Origin of the sequence: Deinococcus peraridilitoris DSM 19664, assembly GCF_000317835.1 — a bacterium.
In the GTDB taxonomy this organism is placed as follows: domain Bacteria; phylum Deinococcota; class Deinococci; order Deinococcales; family Deinococcaceae; genus Deinococcus_A; species Deinococcus_A peraridilitoris.
Genome location: NC_019793.1, coordinates 3,039,350 through 3,052,071, shown reverse-complemented (window position 1 = coordinate 3,052,071; position 12,722 = coordinate 3,039,350). Strand labels below are relative to the sequence as shown.

The following is a 12,722-nucleotide window of genomic DNA, read 5'->3' as shown; positions in this document are numbered from 1 at the left end:
CTTACCTCACTTCTTCTTGGCACCGGCCGCCGCCGCGCCCGCTTTGGGTTTTTTGGTGCCGTACTTGCTGCGGCTCTTGTTGCGATCCTTCACACCGGCGGTGTCGAGGCTGCCGCGCACAATGTGGTAGCGCACGCCGGGAAGGTCCTTCACACGACCACCACGGATCAGCACGACGCTGTGTTCCTGCAGGTTGTGGCCTTCGCCGGGAATGTAGGCCGTGACTTCAAAGCCGCTCGTGAGACGCACACGGGCGATCTTGCGCAGTGCCGAGTTGGGCTTTTTGGGGGTGGTGGTCTTGACGACCGTGCAGACGCCGCGGCGCTGCGGGCTGCTCTTGAGGGCCGGAACCTTGGTTTTTTTGCGCAAGGTGGCGCGGCCCTTCCTCAGAAGTTGTTGTACGGTTGGCAAGTGGTGATCACTCCCTTTGGGTGGCTAGAGTCTTGTCCTTCCTTGCTCGGCCAGCACGCCGCTTCCAGAGGACCGCAGGAACGCCCGGCGCAACCCCACCAGGCAGTTTCCAACCTGAATAGCTTAGCGCGTGACTCGGCGTGCTGGCAAGACGCCCCGGAAACGGCACGCACAGATCACACAGATCAGCACACGACCCCACGCACACGGTCAGTACCCACGCACACGGTCACTTCGTGGCACCTGCGGGCGCCTGGAGGCTACGCTTGACAAGCGCAGGACCCTTCGCTACAGTAAGCGAGCCTCAGATTTCTGAGCCGTGCCCAGGTGGCGGAATTGGTAGACGCACTAGTTTCAGGGACTAGCGCCGCGAGGCGTAGGGGTTCAAGTCCCCTCTTGGGCACCATAAGAAACGCTCCCGCAAGGGAGCGTTTTGCGGTTGGCAAGTTCAGGTCCTGCTGCCTCAGAACAGTGCTCAGGCAGCCTGGTGGGCCGCGCGGCCTGCAATGGCCAACGCGTACAGATCGGCCAGTTGCCCGGCGCGCGCCGTCATGTCGAATGCCCGGGCGCTGCTCAGGGCTCCCGTGTGCAGGGCCGGCAAGGCGTCTGCCTGAAAGACCCGCGCGATTCCGTTGGCCAGTGCAGCAGGCGAGGCCTCACACAAAAAGCCGTTTTCTCCCTGGATAACGAGATCCTCGGCTGCCGGAGAACGGGCAGCAACCAGCGGCAGACCGGCGGCGAGCGCCTCGATCATGCTCATCGGCAGGACTTCTGAGGTGGAAGCAGTGATAAAGGCGTTCGCAGCGCTCAAATACTGTGGTACGCGGGCATGTTCGACCGCGCCCGCGAAATGCACTGGCCAGCCCGCCGCGAGGTTCTGCAGGTGTGCGCGCTGCAAACCGGCGCCGACCAGCAGCAGGTGCGCGCCTGGAATTTGTTCCAGTGCTTCCTTGAATGCAGCGAGCAGTGTCGGCAGGTTCTTTTCGGGTGCCAGCCGCCCAACGTAGATCAGCAAGGGCGCTTGTGCAGGAATGCCGTGCCAGGCGCGCACCTCGTGACCGGTCGCTTCCCGGAAGGATGAAGGGTCAATCGGGTTGGGCAGCAGGTCCACGTCGCCCTGATAGCCATAGCGGCGCAGCATGTCCACCATCGCGCCTCCGGGGGCCAGCACCACATCGGAAGCGCCTGCAAAGGCGCGCACGTGACGGCGGATCAGCCAGCGCCCCAGCCTTCTCGACATGCGCGTGTAATGCACGTACTGGTGGTACTGCGTGTGGGCGGTAAAGAACAGCGGAACCCCCAGGCTGCGCGCCCAGCGCAAGGCCACCTGCCCGGCCAGAAAGGGATGCATGGTGTGTATCACGTCGAGGTCGCGCAACGGCAGCCGCCCGATCACCGACGCCGAGGGTGGCAGCAACAGCGGGTAGTCGGCGGGAGCGGCCACCATGGTACTCGGCAGGCGGAAGATGTCTGCCTCTTCCCTGCCCCGCTGGGGATGGTCAGGCGCAAAAATCCGCACCTCGTGCCCCAGGGCACGGAGTCCACGGGCAAACAGGGCCGTCGAGGTGGCCACCCCGTTCTTCGAGGGCAGGTAGGTTGCGGTGACGATCCCTATGCGCACTTGAGCCTCCGCATCCAGTGTAAGCGGAGGTGGACATGAGGAGGGCCGGACATGGCCGGGCGCACCTATACTCTGCTTCATGCCGCTTGTGATTCCCTGTGTCGACATTCAGACCGGACGCGCCGTACGTCTCTTCGAAGGCGACCCGCAGCGCGAAACGGTGTACTTCGACTCGCCGCTCGAAGCGGCGCTGCACTGGACCGGGCTCGGAGCGAGTCTGCTGCACCTGGTTGACCTCGACGCGGCCACCGGTCGCGGCGAGAACCGCGCCATCATCTATGAGATCGCGCGCGCGCTGGGCGACCTGAGCGTGCCCGTCGAGGTCGGCGGCGGTGTGCGCAGCACCGAGTCCGCGCGGGAACTGCTGGAAGGTGGCGTACGCCGGGTGGTGGTCGGCACGGCGGCCGTGCGTAGCCCGGAGCTGGTCGGTGAGCTGCTTTCACGCTACGGCCCGGAGCGCATTGTCGTGAGCGTGGACGCGCGTGGCATGGACGTTGCCGTGCACGGCTGGGCCGAAGGCAGCGGCGTGCGGGTGGAGGAAGTGCTCTCGCGCCTGGCGCAAAGCGGGCTGGAAACCCTGATCTTCACGGATGTGAGCCGAGACGGCACGTTGCGTGGCCTCGACCGTGAATTGATGGGCCAAGTACGGGCCCTGTGGACCAACACCCTGATCGTGGGCGGCGGCGTGGCGAACTCGGACGACATCGCACTGCTGGACGAGCTGAACATCGAGGGAGCCATCGTCGGACGCGCAATCTACGAGGGGACGCTTCCCTACCCACTGCCTTCTTGAGTGCTGGCCCAACACGCCCAGACGACTGCCTGCTGCCACCCGGGCCAGCCCGCTAGACTCCGGCCATGACGGAGTTGCGTAACCAGAGCGTGCGGGACCTCCTGACGAACGCCAAAAAAGCCAGCAAAACACTGGCACGTGCCGAGCGCAACGCCGCCCTGCGCGCCATGCAGGCGCGCCTGCTGGAAGCAGAACCGGAAATCCTGCGTCAGAACGCCGTCGACGTGCAGCAGGAGCGCCAGCGGGGCACGGGCGAGGCGCTGCTCGACCGGCTGACCCTCACGGGGGCGCGGCTGCGGGAAGTGGCGCAGGGCATCGAACAGGTCATCGCGCTGCCCGATCCGCTGGGCCGCACCCTCGACGGCTGGCGGCACCCGAAGGGCATGCAGATCGAGAAAGTCAGCGTGCCGCTCGGGGTGATCGGTGTGATCTACGAATCACGCCCCAACGTCACCGTGGACGCCGCGGTGCTGTGCCTCAAAGCCGGCAGCGCCCCTGTGCTGCGGGGCAGCGCCAGCGCCCTGAACACCAACCGCGTTCTCGTGCGCGCCATGCGTCTGGGTCTGCGCGACGTGGGTCTGCCCGAAGACGCCGTGACCCTGATCGACAGCGCGGACCGCGCCAGCGTGACCGAGCTGCTTGAAGCGCGCGGGCTGGTGGACCTGGTCATTCCGCGCGGCGGGGCAGGGCTCATTCAGCATGTCGTGACACACGCCAAAGTGCCGGTGATCGAAACCGGGGTAGGCAACTGTCACCTGTACGTACACCGCGACGCCGATCTCGAAATGGCGCTGAACATTTTGCTGAATGGCAAAACACAGCGTCCCGGCGTGTGCAACGCGCTCGAAACGCTGCTGGTGGACCGCGAAATCGCGCCCGTATTCGTGCCGCTGGCCGTCCGGGCGCTGCGGAGCGCGGGCGTCGAGGTGCGCGGCGACGAGGACGCGCGGATGTACGCACCGGGCGTGGAAGCGGCAAGTGACACCGACTGGGAAAGCGAGTTTCTCGACCTGATCCTGGCCCTGCGGGTGGTGGACGGCCTGAGCGGCGCGCTCGAACACATCGCGCGCTACGGCTCGCAGCACAGCGAGGCCATTGTCACCTCGTCACTGCACTCAGCACGCGAATTTCAGGAAAGCGTCGACGCCGCGGCGGTGTATGTCAACGCCAGCACCCGCTTCACGGACGGTTTCGAATTCGGCTTCGGTGCCGAGATCGGCATCAGCACCCAGAAGATGCATGCCCGTGGTCCGATGGGTCTGGCCGAGATGGTGACCTACCAGTACCGCGTCACGGGCGAAGGACAGATTCGTTGAAACTCCTCGGGAGCAACCCATGAAGCGGGTCGTGGTGAAGGTGGGATCGAGCAGCCTGACCGACGCGGCGGGCCGCATCGAACCTCCTCGGCTGTGGGCCATTGCGCGGGCGGTACAGGGCCTGAACGCCGAAGTCGCGCTGGTCTCCAGCGGAGCGGTGGCTGCCGGGCGTGGCGCCCTGGGAGCCCCACGCCCGACGACCCTGCCCCAGAAGCAGGCCCTGGCGGCCGTCGGGCAGGCCGTGCTGATGCAGGAGTGGGCCCGCGCCTTTGCGCCCAAGAGCGTCGCGCAGTTTCTGCTGAGCGCCGACGACATTCACGACCGAAAGCGCTTCGTGAATGCCAAGCACGCCCTGGAGCGTGCCTTCAAGCTCGGCGTGGTCCCGGTGCTCAACGAAAACGACACCATCGCCACGCAGGAGCTGCGCCTCGGGGACAACGACACCCTGTCTGCCTGGGTGGCTTACCTCGCAGACGCCGACACGCTGCTGCTGCTCACCGATGTAGACGGACTGTACACGGCCAATCCGCACACGCAGCCGGACGCCCGGCGAATCGAGGTGGTCGACGACATCAGCAGCGTACTGCACCTCGCCGAGGGTGCCGGCAGCGCCCTGGGCACGGGAGGCATGACCACCAAACTGCGCGCGGCGCAGATCGCCTCCGAGGCAGGCATCGACACCATCATTCTGGGAGGGGGCGGGGTGGGGCTGGAACGCTGGACTGCGGGCGCGGCACTGGGAACCCGTATTCGTGCTCACCACCGGGGAGCCAAGCGAGGCTGGCTGCTCCATCAGAGTGCGCGGGGGGTGCTCGACGTGGACGCCGGGGCCGCACGCGCCCTGCGCGAAGGCCGTTCACTGCTGCCCAAAGGCGTTGTGCGGGTCCAGGGCCGCTTCGCCTTTGGTGATGTGGTGCGCATTGATGGGCCCCACGGACCGGTTGCCCAAGGCCTGAGCAATTACGCTTCCTCCGACGCCGAACGCATCCGGGGACTCGGTTCCTCCGAGATCGCAGGAGTACTGGGCAGCAAGGATTTCGATGAGCTGGTACACCGCAACCAGCTGGTGCTGCTGCCCGGCGAAAGAGAAACGTTCACGGCTTCGCAAGCGCAGGGCGAGCCCGGTGAGTAACCCGGGACAGCGACCCCAGGTCAGCAAAAAGGACGCGTCCAGATCGGACGCGTCCTTTTTGCTGAAGCCCCGATGTCACCGGCGTCTGCGCACCAGCCGTCCCACCGCCCGGGTCACACCGAACAGTGTCAGCGCGGGCAAGGCAAGCACCGAATACACCGCGTGAAGTGCCGCCCTACCCGGTCCGGGCACGGGTGCGGCCGGAATGACCACAGCACCGACCGCTCCGCGGGCCGACCCCTGCCCGCCCTGCTGACGGTCCGACTGTCCGCTGTAGGGTGTCGCCGCGCCGGTGGGCAGCTGACTTCCCGGGGTTCGCTCGACCGCCTCGCGTTCCTGCCGACTGACATTCGTGGGAATATCCGAACCCTTCTGCGCCAGCGCCTGTTTCTTGTCTGGACTCTGGGCCCCGCCGCCTTGTGAGCCGTACTTCTGCGAATAGACCCAGGTCATCTCGGCACCGAAGAACAGGATCATGCTGGAGTAGTAGATCCACAGCAGCAGCACCACCAGAGACCCGGCCGCCCCGAACACCGAGCCCGGGCTGACCCGCGCGAAGTACAAGCTGATCAGCAGCTGCCCTACCGTGAAGAGCGTCGCCGTGAAAATGGCGCCCGTCCAGACTTCACGCCACTGCAGGCGCACGTCGGGCAGGTACTTGTAGATCATGGCGAAGATGACCGAAAACAGCCCGATGCCCAGCAGCAGGCTGGCCAGGCGCGCCAGGATCGCCCCTGCCCCGATGGTCTCGCCCAGGGTGGTCGCAAAGGCTGACAGGATCGTGCTGCCGATCAGGTACGCCAGGATCAGCACGGCGATCAGTACCACCAAGGCAAAGGACACCAGCCGGGTACGGATGATGTTGAGAAATCCGTTGACCGGCGGCGGGTCTGCGCCCCAGAGGGCGTTGATGGTCTGTTGTAGGTTGGCGAAGAGCCCGGTGGCGCCCATGAACAGCGTCACCGTTCCGAGCACTGCAGCCAGGCCCCGGCCGCTTTCCACGTCGACTTTCTCGACAAGATCCTTGATGAAGGTGCTTTCCTCGCCGCCGCCCATATTTTGTGGCACTAGGGCAAGCAGCTGCGTCTGCACCTCGTCCTGACCCAATACCAGGCCGGCAATGACGATCACCATGAACAGCAGCGGGGCAAGGGCGAAGATGGTGTAGTACGCGAGCGCCGCGGCCAGCCGCGGCGCCCGGTCCGCCGAAAAGGCTTTCGCGGCGTCACCCAGCAGGGAAAACAGTTCAGGCAGCTTCACGCCTGCATGGTAGGCGTAGGCGGTGCGACCCTCGTTTGCCCCGGATTAATGCGGCATTTCGGAATGCAGTTCGCGCCACGCCCGAAAGGTGACCGGGAAGAGCGGCTCGGCCAGTTCGGCCAACGCGCGGGCATACAGCTGCGTCTCGAATTGTGCACCGGGATGGTCACGCAGCGCCAGGAAATGCAGCAGCGAGCGCAGGTTGAAGGTGTAGTAACTCTCGGTGTACATGGCCTGAGGCAACACGCCGCGCGCCTGCTCGCGGGTCACGCCGAGGTCGAGCAGGCGCTGGTACGCAGCGTAGGCGAGCTGCCAGGCTTCCTGCCATACGAGGGCCGCGCCTTGCTGGTCGATCTCGCCGGCTTCATCGGCGACGCTTGCCTGGCGATTGCTTTTGGCCTGCCTGCGAAAGGAGCGCGGTACGTACACCCGCTCCCCGACTTCGACATACCTGCCCGAAATTTCGTTTTTCGAGACACCGACACGGTGACGCACCATCTGGCGGTCCACGAAGATCGGACAGACGATCTTGAAAGTCAGCAGGTTGTGCTCGAACGGGCTGCCGTGCTGTTCGCGCAGCAGGTACTTGATGAGCTTCTCGTCGCGCTCGGTCAGGGGCGCATCGTTGTCACCGCCAAAACTCACGCGGGCAGCATTCACGACGGATTTGTCATCTCCGACATGCTGCACGAGCGCGACGCTGCCGATGTCGTCCTGAAGGGGGTAGAGCACGTTCTGGGCGGTGATGGTGGTCATCTCACCCCAGCTTACCGTGCCGGTGGCGCGCTCAAGGACAGAGACGACCCGAGGTGCATCGCGCAAGAAACATCACGCCACCTCGACCGGTTCACCCAGGCGCGCCGGATCGAGCCCTCCGGCCTGCAGAACAGCTTCCCATTCGGCGAAGGTTACCGGCAGCACCGACAAGCGGTTTCCCCGATTGATGACGGCACAGTCAGCCAGTTCCGGTAGCCGTCGCAACTCGTCGAGCGGCACGAAGCGTGGCAAGGCTTGCACGGGCGCGATGTCTACCATGCTCCAGCGCGGCTCACCCCCGGCACTTTTCGGGTCGTAGTACGGACTCTGCGGATCGAACTGCAGATCGTCCGGGTACGCCTCACGCACGATGCGCGCAAGTCCCGCGACACCGCTGGGCGAAGTGTTGGAATGATAAAAAAGCGCGAGATCACCCTGACGCATGGCGCGCAGAAAGTTGCGGGCCTGATAGTTGCGCACGCCGTTCCACGGTTCGCAGCCCCGCGCGCACAGCATCTCGAACGAGAAAACGTCGGGTTCGCTTTTGAGCAGCCAGTACCGCATGACGCCATTCTAGAGAGGTATTGAGGCATTCTTGAGCCCGCGCGCGAACGGTGTTCAGCGTATTCCCCGGCACCTTGACAGCTCCTGCCTTTCACTAGGCTGGGAATATGCGCCGCTCTCCCTGGCTTCCTATTCTGATGCTCGTCGCGCTTGGCATGTACCTCGCGCCGCGCGATGGTGGGCGGCCGCTCGAGTACAATTTCGATTTCAACCCGATTCCCCGGTTGCAGGAACCGGAGCAGCTGCCCAACCAGGTGCAGGACCTCTTCAAGAAGTCGCGTCCGGCCACCGTACGCGTCGAGCAGAGCATCACCGGTGGGGGAGCGCCCGAAGCGATCGGAACCGGCTTTTTCATTGACGATCAAGGCACGCTGCTCACGGCCTACCACGTGATCGAGGGCGCCAAATTCCTGAACGTCACCACCCAGTCCCGTCAGCGTTTCCGCGCCGAGGTGGTGGGCTTTGACGCCGCGCAGGACGTGGCCGTGCTGAAAGCCAACGTGCGTGGCCGCGTGCCGTTTCTGGCGCTGGCCGAACGCACGCCCAACCCGGGCGAGCGCGTATTGGCCATCGGCAACAGCCGACAGCAGTTCTTGCAGCCCCGTCAGGGCCGGCTGCTGCGCCTGAACGCGGAGGCCGCACGGGCAGATTTTCCGCAAGGCACCCTGGAAATGAGCGCGCCCCTCGCGCCGGGCGATTCGGGCGGGCCGATTCTTGACACGGCAGGGCGCGCCATTGGCGTGGTGAGCTACATCCGGCTGGCCAACAGCGACATTGGCGCCATGGCTAACCCGAATGATGTGCAGACCCTGGCGTCGTACGCCATTCCCGTCACCACGGTGGATGAAACGCTACAGGCCCTGCGCGCCGGCGAAAAGCGCGATGTGCCAGCTTTAGGCATTTTCGGCGACTCTCCGCACCAGTACAGCACGCCCGGCGCGGTGGTGGCGCGGGTCGTCCCGGGCAGCCCGGCCGACCAGGCAGGCCTGCGTGGAGAGCGCGTCGTGCCGCGCACCGATGCCGACCGCAACGCCCAGGGGCAGGCGGGCGAGCGCCTGCAGGCCGACATCATCGTGGCGGTCGACGGCCAGCCCACCTCTGACTTTTACGAGCTGCTGTTTCAGATTCGCCAGAAGCGTGTGGGCGACACGGTCAACCTGACCGTCGACCGGGACGGCGAACGGCTGCGGGTGCCCGTGAAGCTGGGCGCCAAGGGCAGCATCGACTATCAACAGACCGAATAAGCCAGGAAGGGTCAACGGCGGATATGCACCCGCCGTTGACTTCATGAATTGAACTCGCGAAGAGAGGTTACGCGAGGTCACCCAGAAGGCCCGCGAGGTCCTTTTTGACACAGGTGAACATCGGTGTATCACGGTGGGTGTAGAGGCTCGCCTCGGTGTAGCGCAGGCGTCCCACAAGGTCGACGAATTCCTGCGGGTAATCGCTGTCAAAGGCCACGATGAACTCCTGATCGTCGATGCCGTAGCTGTAGCTGGTATTGAGGCGCACACCCTTGAAAGGCCCCGAAGCGTAGATGTGCTCGTCCATCATGCCCTGCCGTGCGTGCGGCGAAAGGTCGTACCAGGCGCGCGTCTTCACGAAGGGATACACGAACAGGTAGGTACCCTCGCCGGGCAACAGTTCCAGGCCGTGACCGCTGCCCTCGACGCGGTTGACGTACTGGCTGCGCTTCTGCATCGAGATGAAGTTGTAGGGCTGCGTCAGGTAACCGGCCAGCCGGGTGCGGTTCAGGCGCGCCTGCGCGTCGTTGAAGTCGCGCAGATCGAAGGCCATGCGCCACAGCATGAAATCTGTTTCGGCACGCGTACCGACGGTACTGTAGGTGCGCAGGATACGCCCGGCTTCGGCGGGCGCGTCAAGCCAGCCCTCGACTGCCGCCGTAAATTCCTGTTTCAATTCGGCCTGCTCACTCTGGGAGAGACGCCGGAAAGCCGGATCGAGCTTGTAGAACGCGTAGTTGAGGTACTGACGCTGCGCGCGGTCGGCAGGCTTCTGGGTCACCTGCCCGCTGGGGTCGAGATCGACCATCATGCGCGGACGCTGCGGACGACCGCCTTCTCCCCCACCCGCCGGGGGTTGCTTGTGTTCATCGGACATCAGCGAATCGTTTCTCCGATCAAATTGGTCTTGAGCCCGAAGTTCTCCGCGTACAGCTGCTGAATTTCGGCGTACTCGACGTCTGAGAGGGGGCGTGCGTCGAAGGTGGCGGCGTAGTTGGTCAGACCAGCCTCATCGTAGATGTTGGGCAGCACGGACGCCATGGCAGGTGAGCGCAAGGCCCACTGAATGGCCAGCTGACCGATGGTGCGCCCATCCAGAAAACGCTGCAGCATGTCGACTTTCTTGAGGCCGTCTTCCAGCCAGGCTTTCTTGCGTTCGTTGGTGGTCAAGCGCCAGTTGCGGTGATCGCCGCTCTCGAAGGTGGTGTCCTGGGTCATGTAGCCTTCGAGGAGACCCGAGGCGTGCGGCACACGGGCCACGACGCCCACACCCTCTTTCTCTGCGACGGGCAGAATGGCCTGGCCCAGCACCTGCTCCAGCAGGTTGTAAATGATCTGGGTGGGCGCGCGACGCTCACGCAGCGAAGCTACGCCCTCATCGATCTGCCGTTCGTTCAGGGCAGGGCCGAGCGCGGTGCCGTAAGCGCGAATGAGTCCCTCGATCTTGGCCTTTTCCAGTTCTGCCCACAAATCATCTTTCTGGATGGCGTCCAGGCGTGGATTGTGCAGCTGGTAATAATCGATGCGGTCGGTGCCGAGACGCCGTAGGCTGCCTTCGAGCGCCTTGCGCAGATATTGCGGCGTCCAGTCGTGCGGACGCTCCTGCTGCCCGGGACGCTCCGGGTTGTTGTAGATGTCATAACCGAATTTGGTGGCAATCACCAGCTCGTCACGCTTCTCGCGCAGGGCCTTGGCAAGGATGCTTTCGGCGGCGCCACTGGCGTAGGTGTCGGCAGTGTCGAAGAAGGTGACCCCCAGGTCGAAGGCGCGGCGCAACAGCTCCAGCCCCAGCGCTTCGTCCTTGACCCCCCACCAGGTGGTCCCCACCGTCCACACGCCAAATCCCAGCGCGCTTACGCGCAAGTCGGTTCCCAGCAACTGACGGTATTCCATGCCGGCATGATACGAGGCCGCGTCGCCGCCCACAGAGGACAAACATACTCTGCCAGCGCCGGCGGCGCGAACTGCTAGCGTGGAAACCATGCTCAAGCACGTCTCGTTCCTGACCCGGCGGCCCGATGAAGTGCTCGCTTTTTACACCCGGCTGGGTGGACAATTGCTGAAAGACAGCACCGCTCAGGACGGACTGCGGCGCATGGTCATCGAATTCCAGAACAGCGGAAAGCTCCAGTTCTTCGCGCCGCCACCACCGATCCCCGACCCGGCACAGCTGACCGGTTCGTCCTGGATGGAACATGTGGCGCTGGAAGTGCCCGATCTGCTTTCCTGCGCCGAAGCCCTGAAAAAGGCAGGTGTGACTTTCTCACGCGAGATGCAGCGCACACCGAGTGGCAAACTGGTGGTCTTCGTGCTCGACCCGGACGGACGGCAGGTCGAGCTGCTCCAACAGGAGCCATAAGGGCGCGGCCCTCGGGTACACGGAAAGCGGGCGGCATGAACATGCCGCCCGCTTTCACACAACCTCGCTAAGGCCCACCCTTGTATACGCGGCTGGGGTAGTAATACTCATGCAGCAGAAGTTTTCCGAGCGCGGCCAGCGGCACGGCAATCAGGGCGCCAACGATCCCGAAGAGCCCCAGGCCGATCAGAATGCTGAGCAGCACCGTGATGGGGTGTAAATCGGTGGTACGCCCCAGGATATAAGGTGACAGAAAGTTACCCTCGATCTGATTGGCCGCCACGAAAACCACGATCACCAGCACCACCTTCAGCCAGCCGTCCGGCAGGGCCAGCAGAATCGCCGGCAAAGCGCCGATAATCGGCCCGAGGTACGGCACGATGTTGAAGATGCCCGCCAGAAACCCGATGGCCGCCGCCTGCGGCACCCCGACGATGGCGAGGCCCACGCCGATCATGGTTCCGACGGCCACCGCGATCAGAATCTGGCCCCGCAGATAACCACCCACCGCGCGCTCGACATTCTGGGAGAGTTCGAGCGCGAGAGGCTGCCAGCGCCGTGGAAAGATTCGCAGCAGCGTCAGGCCGATCTTGTCGAAGCCCGCCATCATGTAGATGCTGAGAATCAGGATCAGCACGAGGTTGCCGAGCCAGCCGGCTGCTGTTGAGAGCCCGCCGACCAGCGGGCCGTTGGCTGACACAAGACGCTGCAAGAAGGGCAGGATGTTGCGCTGCAACGTCTCAGCACCGCTCTGGGTGAAGCTGGTGATTTGCTGTTGAAACCCACCCAGAATCGGTGAGTCTCGGAATCGCTCCAGCCAGCCACTGAGGCTCAGGATCAGTTCGTTGGCGCGGGCGACCAGTTGCGGCAGGCTTTCGATCAGATTGGCGAACTGCTGAATGACCGCCACCAGCAGGGTCGAAGCGAGCGCCAGCAATCCGATCAGTGCGAGCAGCACGAACAGAATACCGACGCCCCGACGCACGCGCCGACGCTCGAACCACACCAGCAAGGGATTGGCCAGGTAGGCAATCACGTACGCCACGGTCGCCAGGATCAGCACGTTGGCGATCTGGCCGATGAAGCGGTACGCCAGGTAGGCCAGCAGCAGGAACACGGCGACGCGAACATAGGGGTTGCGCCAGATGGACACGAAGGCATTGCCTTCAGGAACTGGGTTCATCATGCAGTGTGCGCCTTTCTTCAAGGTCGGGTTGGACCCGAGGACACGCTAACACGCACCCGGAGCGATCCGGCAGCGACTTG

Annotated in this window: 13 protein-coding genes and 1 tRNA gene; 6 read left to right on the top strand and 8 right to left on the bottom strand. The window is 64.4% G+C overall.

The window, feature by feature from the left end; translation table 11 throughout:
- Positions 1 to 6: 6 nt before the first annotated feature.
- Positions 7 to 411, bottom strand: a complete 405-nt coding sequence (gene rpsL, locus DEIPE_RS14805; protein WP_015236781.1) for a 30S ribosomal protein S12 — start codon at positions 409 to 411, stop codon at positions 7 to 9.
- Between the two features lie 321 nt (positions 412 to 732).
- Between rpsL and DEIPE_RS14800 the strand changes: the two genes are divergently transcribed.
- Positions 733 to 817: transfer RNA gene (locus tag DEIPE_RS14800), tRNA-Leu, on the top strand.
- Positions 818 to 886: 69 nt separating this feature from the next.
- On the opposite strand, the gene DEIPE_RS14795 is transcribed toward DEIPE_RS14800, so the two are convergent.
- Complete coding sequence (locus DEIPE_RS14795; protein WP_015236780.1) at positions 887 to 2,032, bottom strand: glycosyltransferase family 4 protein; 1,146 nt, start codon at positions 2,030 to 2,032, stop codon at positions 887 to 889.
- 79 nt (positions 2,033 to 2,111) lie between these two features.
- Here DEIPE_RS14795 and hisA point away from each other — a divergent pair, with 79 nt between their 5' ends.
- The 3 genes from hisA (at position 2,112) to proB (ending at position 5,273) form a co-directional block, all read left to right on the top strand.
- Positions 2,112 to 2,825, top strand: a complete 714-nt coding sequence (gene hisA, locus DEIPE_RS14790; RefSeq protein WP_015236779.1) for a 1-(5-phosphoribosyl)-5-[(5-phosphoribosylamino)methylideneamino]imidazole-4-carboxamide isomerase — start codon at positions 2,112 to 2,114, stop codon at positions 2,823 to 2,825.
- A gap of 65 nt (positions 2,826 to 2,890) precedes the next feature.
- On the top strand, positions 2,891 to 4,141 hold the full coding sequence (locus DEIPE_RS14785; protein WP_015236778.1) for a glutamate-5-semialdehyde dehydrogenase: 1,251 nt from the start codon (positions 2,891 to 2,893) through the stop codon (positions 4,139 to 4,141).
- Between the two features lie 19 nt (positions 4,142 to 4,160).
- A complete protein-coding gene (gene proB, locus DEIPE_RS14780) occupies positions 4,161 to 5,273 on the top strand; it encodes a glutamate 5-kinase (RefSeq protein WP_015236777.1) in 1,113 nt (370 codons plus the stop codon).
- A 75-nt stretch (positions 5,274 to 5,348) separates the two neighbouring features.
- Here proB and DEIPE_RS14775 read toward each other — a convergent pair whose 3' ends face one another.
- From DEIPE_RS14775 to DEIPE_RS14765, 3 genes are read right to left on the bottom strand one after another with little or no spacing between them, the layout of a single operon-like run.
- Positions 5,349 to 6,533: a YihY/virulence factor BrkB family protein gene (locus tag DEIPE_RS14775; RefSeq protein WP_015236776.1), complete on the bottom strand. Its 1,185-nt coding sequence runs from the start codon at positions 6,531 to 6,533 to the stop codon at positions 5,349 to 5,351.
- Between the two features lie 45 nt (positions 6,534 to 6,578).
- Positions 6,579 to 7,355, bottom strand: a complete 777-nt coding sequence (thyX, locus tag DEIPE_RS14770; RefSeq protein ID WP_015236775.1) for an FAD-dependent thymidylate synthase — start codon at positions 7,353 to 7,355, stop codon at positions 6,579 to 6,581.
- A gap of 6 nt (positions 7,356 to 7,361) precedes the next feature.
- Complete coding sequence (locus DEIPE_RS14765) at positions 7,362 to 7,853, bottom strand: EVE domain-containing protein (protein ID WP_015236774.1); 492 nt, start codon at positions 7,851 to 7,853, stop codon at positions 7,362 to 7,364.
- 107 nt (positions 7,854 to 7,960) lie between these two features.
- Here DEIPE_RS14765 and DEIPE_RS14760 point away from each other — a divergent pair, with 107 nt between their 5' ends.
- A complete protein-coding gene (locus tag DEIPE_RS14760) occupies positions 7,961 to 9,097 on the top strand; it encodes a S1C family serine protease (protein WP_015236773.1) in 1,137 nt (378 codons plus the stop codon).
- A gap of 67 nt (positions 9,098 to 9,164) precedes the next feature.
- On the opposite strand, the gene DEIPE_RS14755 is transcribed toward DEIPE_RS14760, so the two are convergent.
- Both DEIPE_RS14755 and DEIPE_RS14750 read right to left on the bottom strand, forming a co-directional pair.
- The gene (locus DEIPE_RS14755) at positions 9,165 to 9,908 is read right to left on the bottom strand and encodes a chlorite dismutase family protein (protein ID WP_041230927.1); all 744 of its coding nucleotides are present in this window, start codon (positions 9,906 to 9,908) and stop codon (positions 9,165 to 9,167) included.
- Positions 9,909 to 9,973: 65 nt separating this feature from the next.
- A complete protein-coding gene (locus DEIPE_RS14750) occupies positions 9,974 to 10,990 on the bottom strand; it encodes an aldo/keto reductase (protein WP_041231604.1) in 1,017 nt (338 codons plus the stop codon).
- An 88-nt stretch (positions 10,991 to 11,078) separates the two neighbouring features.
- Here DEIPE_RS14750 and DEIPE_RS14745 point away from each other — a divergent pair, with 88 nt between their 5' ends.
- Entirely contained in the window at positions 11,079 to 11,456 is a 378-nt protein-coding gene (locus DEIPE_RS14745; protein ID WP_015236770.1) for a VOC family protein, read from the top strand.
- Between the two features lie 67 nt (positions 11,457 to 11,523).
- On the opposite strand, the gene DEIPE_RS14740 is transcribed toward DEIPE_RS14745, so the two are convergent.
- Entirely contained in the window at positions 11,524 to 12,639 is a 1,116-nt protein-coding gene (locus tag DEIPE_RS14740; RefSeq protein ID WP_342663271.1) for an AI-2E family transporter, read from the bottom strand.
- Positions 12,640 to 12,722: the final 83 nt, after the last annotated feature.